This is a genomic window from Rothia sp. HMSC036D11 (assembly GCF_001814205.1).
Classification (GTDB): Bacteria; Actinomycetota; Actinomycetes; order Actinomycetales; family Micrococcaceae; genus Rothia; species Rothia dentocariosa.
Genome location: NZ_KV815316.1, coordinates 127,932 through 152,807, shown reverse-complemented (window position 1 = coordinate 152,807; position 24,876 = coordinate 127,932). Strand labels below are relative to the sequence as shown.

At 51.9% G+C, this 24,876-nt stretch carries 20 protein-coding genes and 1 pseudogene; all 21 read left to right on the top strand.

What is annotated here, in order from left to right; all coding sequences use genetic code 11:
• Window positions 1-56 precede the first annotated feature (56 nt).
• Window positions 57-476, top strand: coding sequence for a DUF3040 domain-containing protein (locus tag HMPREF2958_RS10380; protein ID WP_004004380.1), 420 nt, complete (start codon window positions 57-59; stop codon window positions 474-476).
• Between the two features lie 246 nt (window positions 477-722).
• Complete coding sequence (gene mraZ / locus HMPREF2958_RS10375) at window positions 723-1,154, top strand: division/cell wall cluster transcriptional repressor MraZ (RefSeq protein WP_004004381.1); 432 nt, start codon at window positions 723-725, stop codon at window positions 1,152-1,154.
• An 86-nt stretch (window positions 1,155-1,240) separates the two neighbouring features.
• Entirely contained in the window at window positions 1,241-2,320 is a 1,080-nt protein-coding gene (gene rsmH, locus HMPREF2958_RS10370) for a 16S rRNA (cytosine(1402)-N(4))-methyltransferase RsmH (RefSeq protein ID WP_256370927.1), read from the top strand.
• 84 nt (window positions 2,321-2,404) lie between these two features.
• Window positions 2,405-3,382: a cell division protein FtsL gene (locus HMPREF2958_RS10365; protein ID WP_141755812.1), complete on the top strand. Its 978-nt coding sequence runs from the start codon at window positions 2,405-2,407 to the stop codon at window positions 3,380-3,382.
• A 50-nt stretch (window positions 3,383-3,432) separates the two neighbouring features.
• Window positions 3,433-5,280, top strand: a complete 1,848-nt coding sequence (locus HMPREF2958_RS10360; protein ID WP_070697920.1) for a peptidoglycan D,D-transpeptidase FtsI family protein — start codon at window positions 3,433-3,435, stop codon at window positions 5,278-5,280.
• Window positions 5,281-5,407: 127 nt separating this feature from the next.
• Entirely contained in the window at window positions 5,408-7,126 is a 1,719-nt protein-coding gene (locus HMPREF2958_RS10355) for a Mur ligase family protein (protein WP_070697919.1), read from the top strand.
• A 9-nt stretch (window positions 7,127-7,135) separates the two neighbouring features.
• Window positions 7,136-8,743, top strand: coding sequence for a UDP-N-acetylmuramoyl-tripeptide--D-alanyl-D-alanine ligase (murF, locus tag HMPREF2958_RS10350; RefSeq protein WP_070697918.1), 1,608 nt, complete (start codon window positions 7,136-7,138; stop codon window positions 8,741-8,743).
• 2 nt (window positions 8,744-8,745) lie between these two features.
• Entirely contained in the window at window positions 8,746-9,951 is a 1,206-nt protein-coding gene (mraY, locus tag HMPREF2958_RS10345; protein WP_048754838.1) for a phospho-N-acetylmuramoyl-pentapeptide-transferase, read from the top strand.
• Window positions 9,951-11,552 carry a UDP-N-acetylmuramoyl-L-alanine--D-glutamate ligase gene (gene murD, locus HMPREF2958_RS10340; RefSeq protein WP_070697917.1) on the top strand — a complete coding sequence of 534 codons (1,602 nt, stop codon included), beginning with the start codon at window positions 9,951-9,953 and terminating at the stop codon, window positions 11,550-11,552. Before mraY ends, murD begins: the two co-directional genes overlap by 1 nt.
• A gap of 102 nt (window positions 11,553-11,654) precedes the next feature.
• The gene (locus HMPREF2958_RS10335) at window positions 11,655-13,631 is read left to right on the top strand and encodes an FtsW/RodA/SpoVE family cell cycle protein (protein WP_070697916.1); all 1,977 of its coding nucleotides are present in this window, start codon (window positions 11,655-11,657) and stop codon (window positions 13,629-13,631) included.
• Between the two features lie 133 nt (window positions 13,632-13,764).
• A complete protein-coding gene (gene murG, locus HMPREF2958_RS10330) occupies window positions 13,765-14,859 on the top strand; it encodes an undecaprenyldiphospho-muramoylpentapeptide beta-N-acetylglucosaminyltransferase (RefSeq protein ID WP_070697915.1) in 1,095 nt (364 codons plus the stop codon).
• Complete coding sequence (gene murC / locus HMPREF2958_RS10325; protein WP_070697914.1) at window positions 14,860-16,344, top strand: UDP-N-acetylmuramate--L-alanine ligase; 1,485 nt, start codon at window positions 14,860-14,862, stop codon at window positions 16,342-16,344. It abuts the gene before it with no gap.
• Window positions 16,345-16,346: 2 nt separating this feature from the next.
• Window positions 16,347-17,567, top strand: a complete 1,221-nt coding sequence (locus tag HMPREF2958_RS10320; RefSeq protein WP_246828132.1) for a cell division protein FtsQ/DivIB — start codon at window positions 16,347-16,349, stop codon at window positions 17,565-17,567.
• Window positions 17,568-17,776: 209 nt separating this feature from the next.
• Window positions 17,777-18,988: a cell division protein FtsZ gene (ftsZ, locus tag HMPREF2958_RS10315; RefSeq protein WP_070697913.1), complete on the top strand. Its 1,212-nt coding sequence runs from the start codon at window positions 17,777-17,779 to the stop codon at window positions 18,986-18,988.
• Window positions 18,989-19,082: 94 nt separating this feature from the next.
• Entirely contained in the window at window positions 19,083-19,901 is an 819-nt protein-coding gene (locus HMPREF2958_RS10310; protein WP_070697912.1) for a purine nucleoside phosphorylase YfiH/LACC1 family protein, read from the top strand.
• A gap of 54 nt (window positions 19,902-19,955) precedes the next feature.
• A complete protein-coding gene (locus HMPREF2958_RS10305; protein ID WP_048751954.1) occupies window positions 19,956-20,777 on the top strand; it encodes a YggS family pyridoxal phosphate-dependent enzyme in 822 nt (273 codons plus the stop codon).
• A gap of 812 nt (window positions 20,778-21,589) precedes the next feature.
• A pseudogene (locus tag HMPREF2958_RS11200) lies at window positions 21,590-21,901 on the top strand (cell division protein SepF); the annotation flags it as partial.
• 3 nt (window positions 21,902-21,904) lie between these two features.
• Window positions 21,905-22,207, top strand: coding sequence for a YggT family protein (locus HMPREF2958_RS10295; protein WP_004004398.1), 303 nt, complete (start codon window positions 21,905-21,907; stop codon window positions 22,205-22,207).
• 274 nt (window positions 22,208-22,481) lie between these two features.
• Entirely contained in the window at window positions 22,482-23,066 is a 585-nt protein-coding gene (locus HMPREF2958_RS10290; RefSeq protein WP_013398846.1) for a DivIVA domain-containing protein, read from the top strand.
• Window positions 23,067-23,236: 170 nt separating this feature from the next.
• The gene (gene lspA / locus HMPREF2958_RS10285; RefSeq protein WP_070697910.1) at window positions 23,237-23,860 is read left to right on the top strand and encodes a signal peptidase II; all 624 of its coding nucleotides are present in this window, start codon (window positions 23,237-23,239) and stop codon (window positions 23,858-23,860) included.
• 66 nt (window positions 23,861-23,926) lie between these two features.
• Window positions 23,927-24,835, top strand: coding sequence for an RluA family pseudouridine synthase (locus HMPREF2958_RS10280; protein ID WP_246828134.1), 909 nt, complete (start codon window positions 23,927-23,929; stop codon window positions 24,833-24,835).
• Window positions 24,836-24,876: the final 41 nt, after the last annotated feature.

Below are 24,876 nucleotides of genomic sequence, written 5' to 3'. Positions count from 1 at the left end.
AGGTTTAGGATAGACGAATAAGCACTCATGTCACCGGTTCGTTCAAGGAGAATGAAATGGCACTTTCTGAGCGTGAACAGAAGGTTCTCGACCAGCTCGAAGAACTGATGAGCGCTGAGGATCCACATTTTGCGTCATCAATGTCATCAACGGGTAATACAGCTCCCGTATTTAGTGCCCGACACATGGCTCTCGGCATTTTGGGCGTGTTAGCTGGGTTGGGTATTATTATCGGTGCCGTTGCCTCAAAGATGATATGGCTGGGCATTATTGGATTTATTATTGCTGCCGGTGGTGTTTATTTGGCGACAACAAGTAAGAAGACTCCGGTGGATTCGTTCTTAGGAGACAAGGCGCAGGGAGCAACCCAAGCTCGCCAGGAAGGTGCGGGTTCTTCTGAAAAATCTACAAAGCAGTCGAAGTTCATGTCTCGCCTCGAAGAGCGTTGGGACGATCGTAACCGTGGTGAAAACTAACTTTTGATGATTTAAATTTTACTAATAAGTTTAAAGAAACGTCCGAGAGGGCGAGTGGTTTTTGATAAACCACTCGCCCTCTTTGGCGCTTAAAACTAAGGAAAAGCTGTGTTCTTCCTGAGAAAAATCCTCATGAGGTAGGAATAGTGGAGCAAAATGGAGTAAAGTGGAGGGGAAGATAGTTTCAGGGGTAGACATGCCTAATTGGAGTCGCGGGTATTCCGCTTGTCAGGAAAGGGGTGCCGCATGTTTCTTGGAACATATACACCCCGCCTGGACACCAAGGGGCGCATCATCCTGCCAGCGAAATTTCGCGATGAGCTATCAGCTGGTCTCGTGCTAACACGCGGTCAGGAACGCTGCCTATACGTGTTTCCTGTCGCCGAGTTTGAGCGTATCCACGAAACGATGCGAAGCTCTCCGCTTCCTGGGCGGCAAGCACGTGACTTTATGCGCATGTTCCTTTCGGGAGCTTCTGATGAGGTGCCTGATAAGCAGGGACGTGTAACGATCCCGCCTGTGCTGCGTGAGTATGCAGGTCTGTCGCAAGAGCTGACTGTGATTGGTTCAGGAAGCCGTGCGGAAATCTGGGACTCCAAAGCATGGGAAGAATATATGGCACAGACAGAAGCAGAATTTGCGTCGTTGGACGAAGATCCTTTCGCCCCGATTCTGTAATGACTATGTCACCACACAGTTTTGTTGCCCCAAACGTAACCTGTGATCCGCTGTGAACGACCGCTAGAGCTATGGGAAGGAGCATCATGAACGCCGAGTCTCACTCACTTACCGGCGTGGTTGCCCCAACGCACGATGTTTCGACATCCCCCAATGCTGTATCTGGCGACCCTGGATATCGGGAAGGGCTTTTGGGGCAGCTTTCACAACGACAGGCACAGGAACGCCATGTTCCGGTTATGCTCGATCGTTGCCTGGAGCTGTTGGAACCCGCTATTTCGCGCCAGGATGCGGTTGTCATTGACGGGACTTTGGGCATGGGGGGCCATACAGAAGCAATGCTTGAAAGGTTCTCCAACCTAACGGTTATCGGCATAGACCGTGATGCACAGGCGCATGCTATTGCTGCCGAACGTCTGGCGCGTTTTGGAGATCGCTTCGTGCCTGTGCACACCGTATATGACCATATAGAAGATGCGATGTCTGCGGCGGGAGTCACCTCTGTAGATGGCGTTCTTCTAGATCTAGGCGTGTCTTCGATGCAGCTGGACGAACGTTCCCGTGGGTTCGCGTATTCCTATGATGCACCTTTGGACATGCGCATGAACGGTGATGATGAGCTAACTGCCCGCATCGTTGTCAATGAGTACAGCGAGAATCAGCTGCGTCGCATCATCAAAAACTGGGGTGAAGAGAAATTCGCTGCCCGTATTGCCCAGCATATTGTGGAACAGCGAAGGCACACACCCTTCACCACGACTGGGGAACTGGTAGCTGCCATTCAGAAGGCTGTACCCGCTGCAGCACAGCGCAAGGGCGGTCATCCGGCTAAGAGAACTTTCCAGGCTTTGCGTATCGAGGTTAATCATGAGCTAGAAGCTCTTGAACGGGCGGTTCCTGCGGCTTTGGATGCTCTGAGACTCGGCGGTCGTTTTGTCGCTATGAGCTATCACAGCCTTGAAGACAAAATCGTCAAACGTGCTTTGACCGAGGCTGCTACGTCGAAGGCCCCTAAAGGCTTTCCCGTGGAGCTTGACGAACATCAGCCGACGATAAGAGTTATCACCCGCGGTGCAGAGCCGCCTACAGAGGCTGAAATCGCCGAAAACCCGCGTGCAGCAAGCGCTAAACTGCGTGCCGGAGAAAAAATCAAAGTATCCAGCTGACATCTCTAAGACAGCTTAATTTAACTCTCCCGGCACATCTACCTAATTGGCATAACAACAGATACAGACTTGAAAGAGCAGGATATGACCCCTCCGCAACACTCTCCGAGCGTTACCACTCCCGAAGCGCCGACTGTAACCGGCGTAGAGGAGACGCCCCGCACTGCCACTCAGCGCAGGGGAACTCGGAACGCTAATTTGCGTATTATCCCTGAGCATAAACCTGCTCAAAAACACCCAACGCGCCGGGGTGTACCAGGGCGGAATAAACCTGCGTCAAATGTGAAAAGCCGTGTTTCTCAAATCCAGGTTCCACGTACTTCTGTAACTTCTGATACGCACGCTCGAATTGCTCATCGTGCGCAGAACCGGTTGTCGGAACATGTAACCGCATACGCTGGTCCGCGCACTGGCGGTGCTCAGCATCCGCGTACTATCGGATACCCGGCGAAATCTGCATACCCAGCTCGTTCGATTGCGGCTAAGAGCTCACGAGTAAAAGCTCAGGCTCGGGAGACTCGTCGTGTACCGCTTGCCCTGTCACTGGTACGTCCGCGAAGCTGGAGTCCTGTGGCGTTGGTGGGTGTATTTGTTGCTATCCCGTTGACCTTGGTCTTTATCTTGATGCTCAATATCTTGATCGCAACCCGTCAATACGACCTTGTGGACTTGCGTACCCAAGAGCAAACACTGACCCAAGAGAACCAAGCCCTGCAACAAGAAATTGGGTACCAACAGGCCCCGCAAAACTTGGCGAACCGTGCAAGCTCACTGGGTATGCATGCGACGGATATTCCGGCAACTTTGGATATCAACAGCGGGCAGATTAACGGCACGGCTACTCCTGTAGCGAAGCCTAAAGATGATGCCCCGGGCGCTCGCAACCTCGTGGATGCCCCCGCCGTTCCCAGTCAGGGGAGCCGCGCTTCGACATCTGCAACACCGAGTGCAGCACCGTCTGCATCGGCAGATAAACAGCAGCCGGCTTCGAGTGCGTCTGCTTCATCGTCGGCGTCTGCAAAACCCTCGGCATCCACTAACCCTTCAGCATCTCAACGATAGTATATTGGTGGAGACTGGAACGAACTGTTTAAGAGTTTGAAAGGACACCTTTGAGCTTTCATGAGAATGCGCCCGTGCCGCCCGAGCCTCAACAGCTTGGGCGTCGCGGGTTTGTAGTGGGTGCTTTGGCTACTGGCGGCTTGGCCGCCGTGGGTGCACGGCTTCTCTATCTACAGGGGTTTGATCCACAGCATACTGCCGAGAAATCGCGTGAGAAACGCATGCGCTCTCAGACTGTTCCAGCGGTTCGAGGTCAGATTCTCGATATTAACGGAGTGGTGCTTGCTCGAAGCGTGCAGCGGTACAACATTATCGCGGATCAGACTATTGTTGCTTCGTATAAGCGCTACGATAATGATCGCGATACTAAGAGTGAAATCACTCCAGAACAGTTGGTGTATGAGCTAACCGACATTCTGCATACCGTTGACCCTACGATTACCGATGAGTTTATCAAGTCTAAGCTTGACGGAGACTCAAAATATGCCGTCGTGAAATCAAATGTCACCCCTGAGATATTTCGCCGTATTGATGCTCTAGGAGCCCCGTTCCTTTATGGGGAAGCCATCTCTGAGCGCCTGTACCCAAACGGACCCGTGGGTGGCTCTGTTGTGGGCCGTTACCGCATTGTTGATGAGGCAACCGGTAACGAGAACGAGACGATCAAGAAGAATTTATCTGTAGGTATTGAGCGCGTCTTTGAAAAAGATCTTGCGGGCGTGGACGGTCAGCGTACCTACGAAATTAGTGCCGATGGTGTGCGTATTCCTGTTACTAAAGAAGAGGCGACCGATGTAGAAAATGGGAAGAACGTACGTTTGACCATTAACCAGGACATCCAGTATTTCGCGCAGCAGATTGTCAAAGCGCGTGTGGACGAGCTCAAAGCGGAATGGGGCACCGCTATCGTTATGGATGTGCGGGATGCCTCGATTTTGGCGATGGCCGATTCTACGATGATGGATCCCGGCGCTGAGAAAGTTAAGAACGAGCAGGATACAAGCCCACGCGCTATTTCCCAGGTTGTTGAGCCTGGCTCGACTGAGAAGATTCTGACTGCATCAGCTTTGATCGAAAGCGGCATTACGACCCCTACCTCGGCGTATGATGTTCCGGAACGTTTAGTGATCAACGGGCAAACATTCACGGACGCCTTTGACCACCCCGCACAGCGCCGGACTTTTTCAGGTATTATCACCGATTCAATGAATACCGGAACGGTACTTGTCGGGCAGAAACTCCCCAAGGAAGACCGCTATAACTGGCTCAAAAAATACGGTATGGGGGATTATACGGGTATTGAGCTGACTGGCGAACAGCAGGGGTTAGTAACTGATTGGCATGAGTGGGACGGTCGTCAGGAATACACAGTTTTCTTCGGGCAGGGTATTGCCCAGACCCCTCTACAAACCGCCATGATTTTTCAGGCACTCGGCAATAACGGTGTGAAGCTTAAACCGCGCATCGTTGACGCTTTGATTGATGCCGATGGTACGGTGCATAAACGCGATGTGGAACCCGGCACCAGGATGGTGAGCGAAAAAACTGCTGAACAATGTCGAGAACTAATGGAGAATGTTGTACTTCAAAGCCATGCGAAAACAGCCTCGGTCGAAGGCTACCGAGTCGGCGGTAAGACGGGTACAGCTGAAGCTCCCAGCGATAAAGGCGGATATGACGGATACACCACATCCTTTATAGGGCTTGCGCCTATAGACAACCCGCAGTTTCTCGTAAGCGTTACTCTGCAGCGCCCTCAGGGTGATGTGCGTAGTGTGGGAGCAACAAGCCAGTTCTCACAGATCATGGAGAAAGTACTGCACACGTATAACGTGCCTAAATCCACCACAGATCCAGTAAAAATTCCTATTTTTGCGGATGGGAAATCTAACGGGTAAGTCACATGCGGTCACCCGACTGTGCAGAACTTATTACAATAGGAACGTACCTTGGCGTTGATCGAGGACGATAACAATAAAAATCTCGGCGGCAAGAAATGCGTATGACCGTCAGGAAAGAAGGATAATGGACAGCGAAACGCGCTTGGCTCAAGACGCTCGTCGCACCCCGCACTTGGGCGGCGATGCGCAGAGTCTGCGACCTCGGAACCCACGAGGGAGCACGGTTACTGAGCTCGTGGAGTATCTAGAGGCCTTAGGCGCGCATCCTGTTCTAGAACATCAAGGCTCTGAAGAAGATGTGCGAGGGATCAGCATGGATTCTCGCGCGGTTCGTCTTGCAGACCTATATGTTGCTCTTCCAGGCGCGAAAGCTCATGGTGCACAATTCGCGCAAAAAGTGCTGGAGGCCCAGGCTCACGCTATCCTCACGGATACTGCAGGCGCTCGGATGATTCGGGAGGCAAATCTTTCTTTAGATGGGTGCTCCCTGCTGGTCTGTGACTCTTTACGTCCTGTTATAGGATCACTCGCCGCTTTGATCTATGGGTCACAAGATTACAAGGGTCTGAATCGCTACGCTGTCACAGGAACCAATGGAAAAACGACGACTACCTACATGCTGGAGTCGGTATTCCGAACTGCTCTCAACGCTAAAACCGGTCTTATCGGTACTATCCAAATTCTTGTTGATGGTGTGAGCGTTCCTTCAGCTCTAACCACCCCAGAGTCTGTTCACGTTCATTCGCTCCTTGCGATTATGGGGGAGCGCGGTGTGTCTCATGCAGCAATGGAAGTTTCCTCGCATGCTATCGACTATCACCGCGTGGATGGTGTAGTTTATAAGGTTTCTGGGTTTACAAACCTCACCCAGGATCATTTAGATTTGCACGGCACCATGCAGAATTATTTTGATTCTAAAGCACAGCTTTTTACGCCCGAGCGGACTGAGCGCGCTGTCATCACTGCCGATGACGAGTGGGGCGAGAAGATGCTTCGCCACGCCCAGATTCAGCTGGGGACCGGTAATGCTGTTCGGCTTGTTACTGAGTACGGCATGGGTCTAGCCGAGGTTCCAGCTGAGTTCGGTCCGCTTGATTGGGCGGTAATCAACGTTGAACGTGATGGGTTAGGGCATCGTTTTACGTTGGCTAACGGCGCGGGAGACACTATTCCCTGTTGTACCCATCTTCCGGCAGATTTCAATGTCTCAAACGCCGCGCTCGCCGCGCTGATGGTATATATTGGTGCTTCTGAGGAAGAACGCATTATCCTACGACCTGCCCTAGCTGATGGCACGGCACTAACCCCTATAGTGCCCGGGCGTATGCAGCTTATTTCTCTGGCACCGCATACTATTGTCGATTTTGCCCACAACCCTGACGGGCTCACTCGGGCGCTTGAAGCCATGGACCGACCAGGTGGTGGGCGAGTCATTATTGTTTTCGGGGCAACAGGTGAACGCGATCATCTCAAACGTCCCCTAATGGGAGAAATTGCTGCACAGCACGCCGATATTGTGATTGTGACCGATGACGATCCGCACGGTGAAGACCCCGCCCCAATTCGTGAGGCTGTTGTTGCCGGGGCTGAACGAGCTAATGCCGAAGGTGCGCGAGCATCCCAAATCCTTAATCTTGCTCCGCGAGAAGTGGCGATTGCTCGGGCAATTGAACTCGCAGATGCGAGAGATGCTATTCTTATCGCCGGTCGTGGACATGAAACGGCACAGGATGTTGCCGGTACCGATGTGCAACTTGACGACCGCGTGGAGACCGCGAAAGCGCTTGTCTTCAACGACTTCGAAATTCTTCCGGATTATCGACGCATGCTTGAAGAAGCATAAGGAGCATAGATGATTAAGCTTTCCGCCGCCGAAATTATTACGGCAACAGGCGGCTCACCGCTCGGCTTAGCCGGGCGTGAGAGCGAGCTAGGTGCTACCTTCGCGACCACCGATTCGCGTGAGGTTATACCAGGCACCCTATTTGTTGCTAAGCCAGGTGAGGTGACCGACGGACACAACTTCGTGTCAGGAGCCTTCGACAAAGGTGCTGTCTTAGCGCTTGTCGAACGCCCTGTTAAAGATGAGCGGGGTATTCTGTACCCCAGCATCCAGGTTGATGATGTGGTTCTCGCCATGGGTAAGATCGCACAGTATGCTATTGAAAAGATGCGGTCTCTAGGCGATCTTACGGTTATTGGTATTACCGGTTCTGCGGGGAAGACTACCACAAAAGATTTATTAGCAGCGATCCTAAGTTCTCAGGGCGAAACTATAGCCCCTGTAGGTTCGTACAACGGCGAAGTTGGCGTACCTTTGACTGTATTCCGCGCTGACGAAAGTACTCGCTACCTTGTGATTGAGATGGGTGCCGATCATGTGGGGAATATCGAATACCTGGCAAATATTGTGCACCCTGACCATGGTGTGATTCTTAAAGTTGGCACCGCACATGCTGGCGAGTTTGGCGGGGTCGACAACATCGAACGTACTAAAGGGGAGCTTGCCGAAGGTATTCATACTGGCGGAACCTTGGTCCTCAATGCTGATGATGAGCGTGTTGCACGCATGTCAGCTCGTGCAAGTGTGCCGGTAACCTACTTTGGGGTGGGGGAGAAACCGCAGTACGAACGCTATGTTGCCGCTTTGGGGCTGCATACTAATGATGCTGGTTGTCCGGAATTTACTCTTCGCCTTCCCGACGCCAGCGAATATGAGATTTCCTCCAAACTCATTGGTGAGCATCATGTATGCAATATTCTGGCGGCTGCTACGGTAGCCTATAACGCTGGTGTTCCTGGAGACGCTATTGCGCATGCCCTTAATAACACCGGTGCGCTGTCTAAATGGAGGATGGCTCGCACAGACCGTGCAGACGGCGTGACTGTTATCAACGATGCCTATAATGCTAATCCCGAGTCAATGACAGCCGCTTTACGCACTTTGGCCCAACTGGGACGAGGCGCGAAGCCACGACGGACTTGGGCAGTTTTGGGGGCCATGCTCGAACTGGGCGAGGCCTCTTTGGAGGAGCACGATCGACTCGGTCGTCTGGTGGTACGCATGAATATATCAAAGCTTATTGCGGTTGGTAATGAGGCGAAACCAGCCTACAACGCCGCGCATCTTGAAGGTTCATGGGGTAACGAAGCTACCTGGGTAGAGACACCGCAAGAAGCACTAAATATTTTGCGTGCAGAGTTACGTTCTGGCGATATCGTGCTGTTTAAATCTTCAAATGGCGCTAAACTAGGTTCTTTGGGCGATGAGGTTGCCTTCTGCACCGAAACCTTTGGCGAGGCTCAAGAACAGGCTCCAGCTTGGCTGAGTGCTGGCGATTTTGTTGAGGTAACGGATTTAACGGGCGCCGCTCTGAGCACGGTATCAACTGGTAGTTCTGCAGCGCAAACCTCGACGACCGCCCTAGACCGTAGCCATCTTCACGAAGGAACACATTAACCATGATTACTGTGCTTATTGCTGGAATCCTAGGGTTTATTATCTCCTTCTCAGCAATACCGCTCTTCATCAAGCAGATGCAGAAGCTCAAGTTGGGGCAGCTGATTCGTGAAGAAGGCCCCGCCGCGCATCAGCATAAGGCGGGGACGCCCACGATGGCAGGTCTTATTTTTATCCCAGCCGCCGTTGTTGCCTACTTGCTTGCGTTGCTGATTAACGCTGCAGTTTTTGGAACCTCGCCGGTTCCTAGTGCGACGGCTTTATTGACCCTCGGGTTTACACTAGGAATGCTCGGAGTCGGGGCCGCCGACGATATTATGAAGTTCCGCAACCAGGGGAACGAAGGACTTACCGAGAACCAGAAGACTATTGGTCTGCTGGCGGTGACTCTTCCTTTTGCGTATTTGGTGTTTCAATTTCCTAATGCGGCGGGAGTGACCCCCGCCTCGACGGCGATTTCGTTTGTGCGTGATCTTCCGTTCGACTTCATGGCTGCCGGGGCTATAGGCGGTACTATTCTCATGGTGTTGTGGATTACCCTGATTTCTCTTTCGGGCACTAACGCCGTGAATTTCACTGATGGTCTCGATGGACTTGCGGGTGGCGCAACGATGACCATCTTTACTGGATACCTTGCCATGACTATCTGGCAATACGTACATGCCTGCAGCGGCGGGGCGGGAAACGCATGCTATGATGTGCGGGATCCAGGGTCGCTGGCGCTTATTGCAGCCGCACTTGTTGGTTCCCTCGCCGGGTTCCTATGGTGGAACGTTTCTAAGGCACAAATCTTTATGGGAGACTCTGGTTCTCTTGCTTTGGGAGGCGCGCTGGTTTCCTTTGCTATTTTCACCCGTACCGAGCTTCTGCTTCCCATTATCGCGCTTGTGCCGGTTCTGGAAGTGTTCTCGGTGATTGTGCAGAAAGTTGTCTTCAAAGTTAGCCGTAAACGTTCTGTATCTGTTGGCGATAAAATTCCTCATGCCTACCGTTTCTTCCGCATGACTCCTTTCCACCATCATCTTGAGAAAACCGGTGCAAACGGAAGATACTCCATAGATAAGAAGGGCCTTGTCCCCGGCTCTGTCAGCAGTGGTGAAGTGAACTCGGTATTCCGTCTGTGGATTGCAAATGCGCTTTGTGTGCTGGTTGCTCTTGCAATTTTCTTTGGAGATTGGTTCTCACAGACGTCTGGAGTGATTCACTAATGCCTGACGCTAAGAACTCGCAGCGGGCCTCCAAATATCAGGCACAGCGTGCCCAATATGCAGATGCTATCGCCGTCAATCCAGTCGTCAATAATCCTCGGCTTGCTGAGCTCACTACCTGGGACGGGCCTTGGGCGGGGCTGAAGGTTGTCGTGATAGGCCTCGGCACCAGCGGCGATGCTGCAGTGGATGTGCTGGCTCAGAAAGGTGCCCACATTACCGCTATTGATGCGCAAGATACGCAGGAAAAGCGAGAGCGCATCCGAATTTACCAAGAAGCCTATGGAAACGTGGCGGGTTTATTTGGTGAGGAATACATGGAATGTGTGCCTCGTGTCGATGATCAAGACCCGGATGTTATCGTGACTTCGCCAGGAATCCGTCCAGATAGCCTGGTCATGCTCGATGCTTATGAACGGGGTATCCAAATTTGGAGTGAAATCGAACTGGCATGGCGTCTGAATCAACGTCAAGGTCGGGTTACTCCAAAGTGGCTGTGCCTGACGGGAACCAATGGGAAAACTACGACCGTGGGTATGGTCGATTCGATTCTTAAAGCAGCCGGTAAAAAATCTCTGCAGGTTGGGAACGTGGGCATGCCAGCAGTCTACGCTGTTGCCGACGATGAACCCTATGAATTTTTTGCGGTAGAGCTTTCGAGCTTTCAGCTGCATTGGACTTCTTCACTGTCGCCATACGCTTCCGTGGTGCTTAACGTAGCGGAAGATCACGTCGATTGGCACGGTTCTTTTGAGGCTTACAAGTCCGATAAAGCACGTGTGTACGAAAATACTCAGGCAGCGTGTATCTTCAATACCGATCATGCTGATACTTTGCGTATGGTTGAAGAAGCAGATGTTATAGAAGGTGCCCGTGCCATCGGTATTAGCTCAACCGAGATCCCCTCAGTCTCCATGTTGGGCTTGGCGGAAAACATTATTGTTGACCGTGCGTTTTTGAAGAATCGATACAGCGAGGCACTTGAGCTTGGTGTTCTTGAAGATTTAGCGCCCGTTCCCGGTCAAGCTCCCGCACAGCACACCGTGGAGAATGCGCTAGCCGCTGCCGCATTATGTCGTGCTGCAAATATTGCTCCTGAGGCTGTGCGGGATGGACTGCGTTCTTATAAGCCTGGTGCGCATCGTAATCAGACGGTGCTTTACCGCGATGGAATCCAGTGGGTCAACGATTCTAAGGCTACTAACCCACATGCCGCTAACGCTTCAATGAGCGCTTATCCTTCGCTGATTTGGATTGCTGGAGGTCTTTCTAAAGGGGTGGAGTATGATGATCTTATAGCTCAGCATGCTTCACGTTTGAAAGCAGTATTAATCATTGGCACTGATACGGCGGGACTTAAAACATCTTTGGCGAAGTATGCAAGCCATGTTCCTACCTATAATATGACGGCTTCGGCGAATGATCCCTCTGACGGGGTTACTGTTATGGAAGCTGCCGTAGTCAAAGCAGAAGAGCTAGCCACTGAGGGTGATACAGTGCTCATGGCACCTGCCGCTGCTTCGATGGACCAATTTAACAATTATGCCGTTCGTGGTAACGCTTTTGTGGATGCGGTCAAATCTCATATTGTCGGTAACTGAAGGCATATTGATTGCTCTGAAACGATAAACGCCGTGTAGACTTTTCTGCTGTAGGAAAAATCTATTGAGTTTGTCGTGTTAAGACACAGAAGAGGAGAACGCATGAGTAATGCACCCGGTCAGACTCACTCGTCGGCCCGTGGAGGCGTAAGTCATGCACAGCGCCAGGGCAGGAACGGCTCAACGAGGCTCGGTTCTTTTCTGTATAACGCTATCTCGTCTCTTTATAAGCGTTCCGCATCGCGCGATTTAGCGGATGTGCCGCGACTGATTCTTTTAGTATGCGCTGGTCTCACAGTTTTTGGCGTGATCATGGTACTGTCTGCATCATCTGTGAGCATGATTTCACAGGGAATGTCCCCTTTCTCGCAGGTAACCCGTCAGGTAATGTTTGCCGCTCTAGGCGCCGCTGCATTAGGGGCTATAGCAGTATTGAAAGTACAGCGGTACCGCAAAATGTGGGTCGTTAATATCCTCTTAGCCCTGGCGATTCTTGCCCAGATTGCTGTTCTTGCTATTGGTACCGATATTAATGGCAACCGTAACTGGATTAGGTTCAGCGGCATTCAGATTCAGCCTTCGGAATTCTCTAAACTCGCTATTGTGCTGTGGATGGCGATGGTCATGACTCGGCAGGGCACTAAACTCAAAGAGAAGACATCTCGTGCAATTTTTCCCGCACTTTTTGGACTCTTGCCCTTGATGCTGCTTATTCTGGCAGGTAAAGATCTCGGTACCGTGATCGTCTACGCCTTTATCTTCTTGGGTATGGTATATATTGCGGGCGCAAACCGTAAGACTATGGTATGGCTTTCGATTATTCTGATCGTGAGTGCCATAGTGGGGTCAATTTCAAGTTCAAACCGTCGTGAACGACTGATGAGTGTTTTCGGTGTATGCACCGGTTCTGTCTGTGATCAATCTCAGGCTGGCGGGGTTGCGTTGGCAACCGGTGGGTTCTGGGGGGTTGGGCTAGGACAATCCCGCCAGAAGTATAACTATTTGCCCGAAGCACATAACGATTACATTTTCGCCATTATCGGCGAGGAACTGGGGCTTTTGGGTACGCTTACCGTGGTGCTTTTGTACCTGGGCCTGATCTATTGCGCATTACGCATTATTGCCCGAACAGCAGACCCGTTTATTCGTATTGCAACGGGCGGTATTATTGCGTGGCTTTCTACCCAAGCTATCGTGAATATGGCGATGGTTTCCGGTATTCTTCCCGTGATTGGTGTGCCGCTTCCCTTTATCTCATACGGCGGTTCATCCTTGATTTCATCAATGCTTGCCGCAGGGATGCTTTATGCTTTTGCACGTCAAACTCCACTTGTCGGCGGGCCTATACCAGCCGCCGATTTAACGAAACAGACACCTCGCGAAGTGCGACGCGCTAATGAAGACTGGAAGCGACGACTGTCTCTTCAAGCCATCGTTGAAGATGAGCGGCTTCAACTGCAAGAAGCCGGTGGAGCTCTTGGTAAAGATTACTGGGGTGGGGGCTTACTGCGTAGAGTCAAAGAACTGCCATCCTGGTTGGGCATAACCCAGCGACAGCGTGAGCATACTCGCAAGACGTATGAGCAGCGCGCTCAAGCACGCGCCGATCGTGCTGCTGAGCGCCGCCGTGAGGCGGAGCATCAGGAAGCTCTCGCTCATGAAGAGCAGCGTATTCAGCGTGAACGGCAGCGACTTCGTGAGCAGCGGTTCCAAGAGGAACATCCAAATGGATTGCATACCCATGAACGGGTTCCCCAATTGCGCCGTAAGGGAGATGTGCAGCCTACATCTCGTCCCTCGCAGGGCAGGCAACGGTCAACCCCAGCAGACCACGAAGATACGATTCCCCTGCAGAACCTGCAAAAGCGCACAAACGCCAATCGAGCGCGTCACCGCTCTTCGTCATCGGGACGTTTGCCAGCCGGGTTGCGACCTTTGCACCCTCAACCGGGCTCCCAAACATCCTCTTCAGGGCAGCCTCCTGCGGGATCCTCACGTCAGATACGTCGGCAGCAGCCTTCACAGAGTCAGCAGAACCCGCGAGGCCGTAAACCTGGTCAGGGTGGTTCACGCTCATAGCCTCTGAAATAGGGAAAGGAGGAATACCAGGCTCGGGACGTGGGTATATACCCGACTTCATATTCTTTCACTACGGGGTTAGTCCTGCTATGTCGTAAAATGAGGTGAATGTATTTGTTGGGAGTTATTATCTATGTCTAAGGCACCCTCTGTGGTTCTCGCTGGCGGCGGCACCGCTGGTCATATTAACCCGATGCTTGCTATAGCACGCGAAATCCGCCGGATTGAGCCGGAAGCTAATATTCTGACTCTTGGCACCAAGGATAAGATGGAAGCTCAATTAGTTCCTGAAGCTGGATTTGATATTGAGTTTATTCCGCGTGTAGCTTTCCCCCGAAGTCTATCGCTTAACGCATTAACCTTTTTCCCAAGATTCGCAAAAGCAATTTCGCAAACCCGTAAAATTCTCAAAGATGCGAATGCAGATGTTGTAGTAGGCGTAGGCGGTTATGTGTGTCCGCCAGCATATCTTGCCGCTTTTTTCTCCCGCATTCCTGTTGTTATTCACGAGGCTAATGCAAAGCCCGGTTTGGCAAATAAACTGGGTGGTCCTCTAGCGAAGTTTGTGGGTGTGGCTTTCTCCAACACCCCTTTCCCTCGTGCCAAACTTGTGGGTATGCCCATGAAAGATGAGATCGCGCATCTGAACCGTCGAGCGGCACGAGCACAGGCGAGGCATACTTTAGGTCTTGACCCCGATAAGCCCGTTCTGATCGTGACGGGCGGTTCCTTAGGCGCGCAAAGTCTTAATAATGCCGTCGCTGAGAACATTACGAATTTTGAGGACTGGGGTTTTCAGGTTTTGCATATTACTGGTAAAGGCAAAGCTATTGTGGATGATTCAGGCGAGCCCGTTACAGCCCCAAATTATCGTCAGATTGAGTTTAGCCACGGCATGCAGGATGTTTATGCCGCCGCCGATCTTTTGATAGTCCGTGCTGGAGCCGCAACCGTAAGCGAAGTTGCTGCGGTGGGTGTACCCGCAATTTTTGTTCCGCTCCCGTTTGGTAATGGTGAACAAAGTCTCAATGCTCGTTCTCTGGTTATGGCAGAAGCCGCGCTTCTCATCGAAGATAAGAAAATGACCGGGGCGTGGTTTGCCCGTGAAATTCCATCGTTGATGGCTGATGCTCAGAAGTTAAAAGAAATGGGTCGTCGAGCATATAAATTGGGCATTCGTGATGCCGCACATGTTATGGCTGAGGCAACCCTGAAGGTGGTTAAATAAATGTCCGAACTGATGAACCTTAACATGGTGCTTCCTGAGCCCCTGAACCCGCCGTTTCCCGCGCGCGCATCCCTGCAGGAGTTGGGACGTGTGCATTTTGTAGGGATCGGCGGTGCCGGTATGAGTGCTATTGCAACGTTGATGCTGAAAGCTGGTATTCCCGTAAGCGGCTCTGACCGAGCAGAAACGGCGACTATTCAGGCTTTACGCGAAGCGGGTGCTCGTGTTTATACTCCCCAAGATGCTGCGAATATTCACGATATTGATACCGTTGTTATCTCAACGGCCATTCATGAAGATAACCCCGAACTGATTGCGGCTCGTGCTCAGAACCTTCGGGTATTGCACCGCTCTGAGGCTTTGGCTGCTGCTATGGGCGCATCACAGGTTGTAGCGGTTGCTGGCACGCATGGTAAGAGCACAACCAGTTCCATGATTGCCGTCATGCTGGATAAGTTAGGGTTTCACCCGTCTTTCGCGGTAGGAACAGTTATTGCGGGATACGGCAGCAACGCGCGATTAGGGGCCACTGGTGAAGGCTCTTGGTTTGTAGCAGAGGCAGACGAATCCGATGGCTCTTTTGTCCGCTATCGACCCGCAATCGCAGTGGTTACCAACGTCGAACCTGACCACTTGGATTTCTACGAAACTCCCGAACGCGTGTATGAGGCGTTTAACCGTTTTGTTGCCTCTATGGCCCCCGGGGGCGTCTTGGTGACATGCTGGGATGATGAAGGCGCTCGTGCGCTTGCAGAACGTGCGCGCGATGCTGGGATTGAAGTGGTAACTTACGGTCAGTCTACTGAGGCTGATCTACGGGTTTCACGCATTACGAGCCACGGCTCGGAGTCTTCGGCAACACTGCGCTGGTCTTTCGAGTGCGCAAGTAAGCATTACGAAGGCGAGCAGGATGCTCAGCTGCGTGTACCCGGTATTCACAATCAGTTGAACGCAGCGGCAGCTTTTATTACCGCTCTTCTCGCTGGAGCACAACCTGAGGATGCGGCCACCGCGTTATACGGCTTCGTAGGAGCAGATCGACGTTTTACTCTGCGTGGTGACGTAGCGGGTATTAAAGTCTTTGACGATTATGCTCATCACCCAACAGAGGTATTCCGTGCGCTTGAGACCGGCCGCACGGTTGCCGATGGGCATAACCTCTATGTGGTTTTCCAACCGCATCTGTTCTCACGTACCCAAGAATTTGCCGCCGATTTCGCGCAGGCTCTTTCGAAGGCTGATCGTTCGTATGTACTGGATATTTATCCTGCCCGGGAACTTCCGATTGAGGGAGTCACGAGTGAACTTATCACCGGTGCTGGATTCTCTGAGGTACATTATGCGTCGGATGCAGCTGCAGCCATTGAAGATATTGCTATGTGTGCTGTTCCAGGCGATATTATTATGACCGTTGGTGCAGGTGATGTTACCGCATTAGGAGAGCGTATTCTGCATGAGCTACATGCCCGTTACCCTAAGGAGTAATAGTGGCTAAAGGACGTCAAGAGCGAAAACCGGGCACGGAAGCGTTTGCGACTTCACCGGTACGTACTCCGAAGTTACCGGTTGTTCGCGGCAAAAAGAAAGCTAAACCTGCTGAAGATACGTCAAAATCTTTTGAAGGTATGAGCCCTCAGAACCAGACGAATCCTGTTGAGCAAGAAACTCATACCGAAAGTAAGAGCCAGACGGGTTCTTCCCGTGCAACGTATTCTGAATCTTCAGAGCTCAAGGACCGTGGTATACGTCTGGATGCAGGGGAATCTGAACCGGATGAGTTGGATTCACAATCGGCGAAATCTACGTCTAGTACCTTTGGCCGATGGCGTCGTGAACGTGAGAAGGAACGTCAAACCGAGATAGCGCGGGAACAGGAGATCCGCGAAGAGCAGGGGCGTATCACCCAATTACGCAATGACCCTGGGCTCGACGGGCTTCTGGCAGAAGACCAAAGTAAGAGTCAGACTACGAAGCGCCGACGTCCGCTCACTCGCTTGCGGAAAATCCTTTATGGCGTTGGTGCGTTTATGTTTGCTGTGCTTCTATATATCGGTTTGGTCTTTTATTCTCCGCTGCTCTCTGTTCAGACTATTCGAGTTGAAGGCGCTTCGCTATTGGATAGCGTGCAGGTTGAGCAGAAACTGGAACCACTCAAGGGCACGCCGCTGACTCGTATTAATGATCAGAAGGTGCGTGAACTTATCGACCAGGAGCATGTACTGCGCGGCGTGCAGATTGAGGCGCATCCTCCGCATGAACTAGTTGTAACCCTCAAAGAGCGTACCCCTGTTGCCGTCATTCATCAGGACGGGAAATATGTGGTTGTTGATAGTGAGGGAATCAAACTTCGTGAAGTTGAGAATGCTGATGGAATCAATGTTCCGCTTGTCGATGTTGGACAGGAAGCCCCCCAGGACTCTGCGGCCTTCCGCACGGTTGCAAATGTGCTTTCTGCTTTGCCCTCGTCAATCCTGACGCAGGTGAAAGAGGCGCGAGCAAGCTCAACCTCAAACATTAACTTAACATTGAAGGATGGGGTTGTCGTGCAGTGGGGTACAGCTGAAGAGAGTGACCTTAAAGCTAAGGTTTTAACTAAGCTGATGGAGGCGGTACGTGAGGACCAGTCAAAGAGCGCACAACAAGGACAAGCCGCTAATAAAGTAAACACTTATGATGTTTCTTCGCCGCGTGTTCCGGTTACTCGTTAGCCTTTAACCTTATGGTTAAGCATCGGGTAAAAAGATAGATTTTTTATAAAAATCTATAAATAATGCACGTCAAATACCTCAGGCAACTAGGAACCTGGTGAAACTGTTGGTATCCTTGCAGATAAAGTCACTATGAGGTTAGGAAGACTAAGGTTCTACTTGAACCTTTGGGTTTTTCTAGAGATTTACACGAAATAATCGAGGGATAAATGGACGCTGGAACTCCCCAGAACTACTTGGCAGTCATCAAAGTCGTCGGTATCGGTGGCGGTGGCGTCAATGCAGTCAACCGTATGATCGAGGTTGGCCTGCGAGGCGTAGAATTCATCGCTATTAACACAGATGCTCAGGCACTTTTGATGTCTGACGCTGACGTCAAACTTGATGTTGGTCGTGAACTAACTCGCGGTCTCGGAGCGGGCGCAAACCCCGAGGTCGGTCGTCAGGCTGCTGAAGACCACGCCCAGGAAATCGAAGAGGTTATCAAGGGCGCAGACATGGTCTTCGTGACTGCAGGTGAAGGCGGCGGCACCGGTACCGGCGGTGCTCCCGTTGTAGCACGTATTGCACGCTCTTTGGGTGCCCTCACGATCGGCGTGGTAACTCGTCCCTTTACCTTTGAAGGTCGTCGCCGTTCGAACCAGGCGGAAACTGGCATCGCTGCACTTCGTGATGAAGTAGATACCCTCATTGTGATTCCGAACGATCGTTTGCTCTCTATCTCTGATCGCAACGTTTCGATGCTTGACGCCTTCAAATCGGCAGATCAGGTTCTTCTCTCCGGTGTGCAGGGTATTACCGACCTTATTACTACTCCGGGTCTGATCAACCTTGACTTTGCAGACGTTAAGTCTGTTATGCAGGGGGCTGGTTCGGCTCTGATGGGCATTGGCTCTGCCGCTGGTGAAGACCGCGCTGTTAAAGCCGCCGAGCTCGCTATCGCATCCCCACTTTTGGAAGCATCCATTGATGGGGCACACGGTGTACTCCTCTCCATTCAGGGCGGTTCCGATCTCGGTCTATTTGAGATTAATGAGGCTGCACGCCTGGTCCAGGAAGTCGCGCATCCTGACGCAAATATTATCTTCGGTGCTGTGATTGATGACGCCTTGGGTGATGAAGCACGTGTGACCGTTATTGCCGCTGGATTTGACGCCGTCAATCCTGAGACTAACACCAACGCTAACAGTTCAGCTTCGGCAAATACTCAGGCGCAGCGTACTCAGCAGGCATTCGGCGGCTCTGCGCAGGCCGCTCCTGTGGCTCCCGCATCAACCGGATATGGTTTCGGCGGTGCGCAGAATGGTACTCAGCAGAATGATGTTCCTGCCGCAGCTGGCTTTGATGTTGATCTACCGCCCGTCGTGGAAGAGTCCCCGGCACGGCGCGATACCCTCGATGTGCCCGACTTCCTGAAGTAAGTCGCACACATCCTTTTTAGACATAAGGGAGCCAAGGACATATACGTCCTGGCTCCTTTGTGTATGCTTTGACCTTATGACAGCAGAAAGAACCATGAGTACCCTCCTCAACCCGTTCTACTCCACAGGAACTTATACCAGCGGTCCATATACCGTGCATATCGGATTTACTTCACGGTCGGCCGGTAATTTGGGGCTTCATGTTAATGCGGGCGAGCCCCATACCGCAACGCTGAAAAACCGTGCTGATGTACAAAGTCTCTGCGGTTCAGCTCCTTTCCTCTACCTCAATCAAGTACATGGTGCAGATATTGTATGCGCCGATCATATTCTGACTACACAGATTTCTCCGAATGACGAGCGTGGGGTATATACGTTGAAACGTGCCGATCAATTACGCGAGCAGGCTCCGCAAGCAGATGCTGCCTACAGTACAACAGGTCAGCCTCTAGCTATTATGGTTGCTGACTGCATTCCACTCGTGTTCGTGGGAGAGAGATCTACCCCACATGACGTGCCCATTATTGCTGTGGCGCATGCAGGGCGTCCTGGGCTACTTGCAGGAGTTATTCAACGCACAGTTGCGACGATGCGAGAGCAGGGCGCAACACAGATTCACGCGTGGTTAGGGCCTAGTATATGCGGAAGTTGCTATGAGGTACCCGAAGATATGCGCGAACATGCGACACGGCAGATTCCTGAAACATACGCTCAGACAAGCCAAGGAACACCGGCTTTAGATTTGCCAGCGGGAGCGATTGCTCTCTTGAATAAGCTGAAGGTAGAGGTTTCTACCGACTTGGCAGCCTGCACTTATGAAAGCACCAGCCTCTTTTCGCATCGAGGATTTATGAATCGAGGTGAAGCACCCGGACGTATCGCTGGGCTCGTATGGGTGACGAAACCTTCCTAAGATCTTAAAATCGAAGAAAAGCTGAGTATGAGGGTATATCGGTAAAGGGGACTGATGATGAGCGAAGAACAGACATTGACGTACACCTCGGAACGCGCGCAACAGCTTGCGGATAACTACGCGCGGGTTATGGCGCGCGTCCGCGATGCTGAAGCCGATACCAGTGGTGTGCGCACCGAGCATAGCCCTGCAGTTCGCCTTGTCACCGTGACCAAGTTTTTCCCTGCCTCTGATGTAGCAGCGCTTTACACCCAGGGGGTACGTATTTTTGGTGAGAATCGTGATCAAGAGGCGGCTCCTAAAGCTCGTGCTCTTCGAGCCATCGAAAAACCTGCCGACCCCGCTTACTGGGCGTTTATTGGGCAGTTGCAAACAAATAAGGCAAAGTCCGTCGTAAAATATGCCCATCAGGTACAGTCCGTAGATCGTGCGTCTCTGATTGATTCTTTAGCAAAAGCCTATCGCAACCAAGTAGCTCGCTATGAGGCGGGGGAGCAGGACGCCCCAGCGGCTCTATCCCAAGGAGCTCTAGAATGTCTGATTCAGGTTTCGCTTGAAGCGCAGGCAACGGCCGGACATGCATCGGAAGGGGCGCGCGGTGGAACGGACCAAGACGAGATTTTAGAGCTTGCTGAGCGTATCGAAGCTCAAGAAGAATTACGCTGTGGGGGTATTATGGCGGTGGCGCCACTGGGTGCGAACCCTGACGAATCCTTTGAAAAACTCTGGGAATTGGCGCAGGGTCTGCGCGCCGAGTTCCCGCATGCAGATCAGATTTCGGCGGGCATGAGTGCAGATTTAGAAGCCGCTATTCGCTGGGGGTCTACGTGTGTGCGGGTAGGAAGCGACATCATGGGGAAGCGAGATTACCCCTAGATTTTTACCAGGTTTTGTTGTGCAAGGCATGCAGCAGATGAGAAATACGCTGATAGGATTTTCAAGCGCTGGTAGAATATACACCTGTGAGGGCTGGTTGACGTCGTCTTTAAGAATATGCATCATCGTCAATAAAGCCCGTGGGAATACCCCCAAAATTCTCTGTGAACATATATAATCGGTGTCGAACCGACAGCATGTGCGGTGCTATTTCCCACGTTAGAATCTCAGGTATCGGTGGAGCGAATCTCCCGCATATATGTGAATGTACGACTGCGAAACGAGAGTAAAGAATGGCGAAACAAGGCGGTGGCAAACTTGCCAATAGCCTCGGTTCTTTCTTCGGCGTGACTCGTTATGGGTCGGAAACTGAAGAATTATCGGAAGGTATGCAGGATGTCCATAGTCATGATTCGACGGATGAGGCATCTATTCCTTCCACTGAAACTCCCGCTCCATCACCTGGAATCCGGCTGAATGCATTACCCACACCAGCATCTGCTAACCCTGACACCGCAGCTATACCACAGGCAACGGGCGCTGCGGAGCCACTATCTGTAGAATCAGAATCGATTACGGCATCGTCTGCTTATCAAACTTCAGCTCAGCGGCAAGAAACCAACCAGTTTGCCGCGACTTACACGCCAATCCCACACCGGGAACAGAAAACTAACCGAGAGGAATACCAGGTGCAAAATCACTACGAGACCGACGAGTACCCCTACCCTTCCTCCGGCTACGATCAAGTTCATGAGCTTGATGTGAACTCTTACGGCATTGACGAGGGTCTTGGTGCCGGATACCCCTACGAGGAAGATGAGGACGAATTGCGCCGCATTACAACAATCCACCCCCGCTCATACAACGACGCCAAAATTATTGGTGAAGCGTTTCGTGAGAATATTCCTGTGATTATGAATGTCGCTGAAATGAGCGATTCGGATGCTAAACGTCTTGTGGACTTTGCCTCCGGACTCGCGTTCGGGCTCTCAGGTCGCATTGAACGTGTGACCGGGCAGGTATTCTTGCTAACCCCCGAAAACCTAGAGGTACTGGGGGCTGACACGACTCCGGCACCGGGCGCTTTTGAGGCTGAGGGCCCGTTTCCTTTTGACCAGGGGTAATGCATGGGGTACATCTTCGCCATCATTACCATAGCCCTGCACATTCTCTACATTGGGTTGCTCTTGCGGATGCTTCTGGACTGGGTGCGTGTCTTTGTGCCGGGGTGGCGTCCGCGAGGGATTGCCCTGCTGTGCGCCTCTGGAGTATATGCTCTGACGGACTGGCCTATGAACCAGCTTCGCAAGGTTGTACCGCCACTGCGTATTGGTAATTTCGCCCTTGATACTGGGTTTCTGATTCTGATTTTAGGCGTGGGACTTTTATTGTCAGTGATGACCTCTTTGACACTAACTTTTTCACGCTAAATAACAGTTATATTTCCTGGTCAAAGCATAAATTTTTCTGATATGCATAAAGATGTATGAAGCAATAACGGCGAGGCAGACTTTCCGTCAGGAAATACATTTACTATGATGGTAAGAGGTTCTCTGCGCCGAATTCCTGGAAAATCGGGTCTTGAAGTGTAGAGAAGAGTAGAATAATGGGCGGTACCCTAGCCAGCACCGTAAGTTTATTTAATAAATTTATGGGCATCCCAAAACCTATTCACAGATAACTTTATTCCAAAGGAGATAAGCTGTGGCTATCACCCCCGAAGATCTGATTAACAAGAGCTTCAAAATTGTGAGAAACGAATCCGGGTACGACCGCGATGAGGTTGATAATTACCTTGATGAGCTTGTTGTTGAGCTCCGCGCGCTGTACACCGAAAACGAATCCCTCAAGCGTAAGCTTGCAGCCGCCCAGTCTGGTTCGGCAACTCCGGCGACCAACAATACGTCTTCTTCGTCCGCAACGGCTAAGTCCGCTGCACAGGATAAGACCAGCACCCCAGCACCCGTTGCTGCTGGCGGCGCTCAGGATGCAGCAGGTCTGCTTGCCATGGCCCAGAAACTCCATGACGAATACGTCTCTCAGGGTGAAAAAACCCGTGCAGAACTCGTTGCTAAGGGTGAGAAAGAAGCTAAAGATCTGGTGGCAGCTGCACGTTCTCAGCGTGATGAGGTTCTTTCCAAGCTCACCGACGAGCGTGACAGCTTGGAAATCACCGTGGAATCCCTGCGTGGTTTTGAGTCGCGTTACCGTTCGAAATTGCAGGAACACCTCACCTCTCAGCTTGAAGAGCTGAAGACTCTTAAGTCCTTTGAAGCAGATGCTCGCTAAGCTCTAAGTTTCGATACCTTTTTATAAACACCGTCCGCATCCGTGGCAAGAAGAACTTTGCTACTGGCTTTGCGGGCGGTTGTTTATACCTGGCTTAAGATAAGCTAGAGGAGGGCGAATTCAGGTACAACATCCGCCGCCCCGCTCATTGCCCTTCACCGAGGAGATACATGGAATCTGAAGAGACCACTGCGTCTGCCGCTGGTTCAACAGCATCGCATAAATCTGTTACGCGCATACTCTCATCACGCGGCGCATGGGTAGTTGGGATTCTAACGGCTCTTATTATTTTTTTCATTGACCAGGGCACAAAGCTTCTGGTGGTTACCAAGATGCAGATTGGGGAGCGCATCCCCGTGATCGATGGTCTTCTGTGGTGGTATTCCATCAGGAATTCTGGAGCTGCCTTTTCTCTCGGCGAGAATGCAACCTGGATATTTACGGTTATTATGGCGCTTGCCGCTGCAACCGTCCTTTACCTTTTCCGAAGGACGCGGGCTCTGAAATGGACCCTTGCCCTTGGAGGGCTGCTGGGCGGTGTTCTCGGAAACCTTTTTGATCGTCTTTTCCGTGAGCCAGGATTCGGTATGGGACACGTGGTGGACTTTATTTCGGTGCCTAACTTTGCCATCTTTAATATTGCCGATTCGGCGATCTGCGTTTGTATGGCTTTAATCGTACTGCTTAACTTCCGTGGCATAACGCTGCTTGGTACACGTGCTAAATCCTCTGCGAAGAAGGCTTCCGCACTATCTACCCACGTGAAAACTCAGAAGATCTCCGAAGGGGAATAATTGACCGATAATGTTGCGCCAGCAGGCATAACCGCCGAGTTCGACGTTTCTGAGGCTTTAGTAGGTATGCGATTGGACGCTGCTCTCGCCGGTGCCCTTGAGATACCGCGTACCCGCGCATCCGGCTGGATTCGCGACGGGCATGTGCGTGTGGTTCAGCGTGGAAATGAGCTGAAAATCGGTAAGTCGCATAAACTGTCCGCGGGCGAGACTGTGTTTGTGAATGCGCCTGCTCCGCGTGACCTTGCCGATATTCAGCCCGAAAAGGTAGATGGCTTCGGCATAGTCTATTGCGATGACGATATTGTGGTGGTCGATAAACCTGCTGGTGTTGCCGCGCATCCTTCTCACGGGTGGCATGGGCCCACTGTTCTTTCGGCTCTTCTGGGAGAAGGCGTTACCGTGGCTACCTCCGGGGCGGCGGAGCGTCAGGGGATTGTGCACCGGCTGGACGTCGGCACTAGCGGGCTTATGGTGGTGGCGCGCAGCGAGCGGGCATATACCGAGCTTAAACGTGCCTTTAAGGATCGTACCGTTGAGAAGGTATATCATACCCTGGTACAAGGACTGCCGGATCCTCTCATGGGGACTATTGATGCTCCTATCGGCAGGCATCCCGGGCATGAATGGAAATTCGCCGTTATTGAGGATGGACGTTCTTCTATTACCCACTATGAAACTTTGGAATCTTTCGGGTCTGCCTCTCTTGTTGAGGTGCATTTAGAAACGGGACGGACTCACCAGATCCGTGTGCATTTCTCTTCATTACAGCACCCCTGTTGCGGCGACCTCACTTATGGAGCCGATCCCCGGTTTAGCGCCGAACTTGGCCTGACCCGGCAGTGGCTGCATGCGCATCGTCTAGGGTTCACTCACCCTACCACCGGAGAGCGCATTGAATTTGAGAGCCCCTATCCGCAGGATTTAGACTATGCACTTGAGGCGCTTCGCACCGGGAACATCACCAGAGCATGACTAAAACTCAGTCAGCACACTAAGAGACCAACAACCACAGC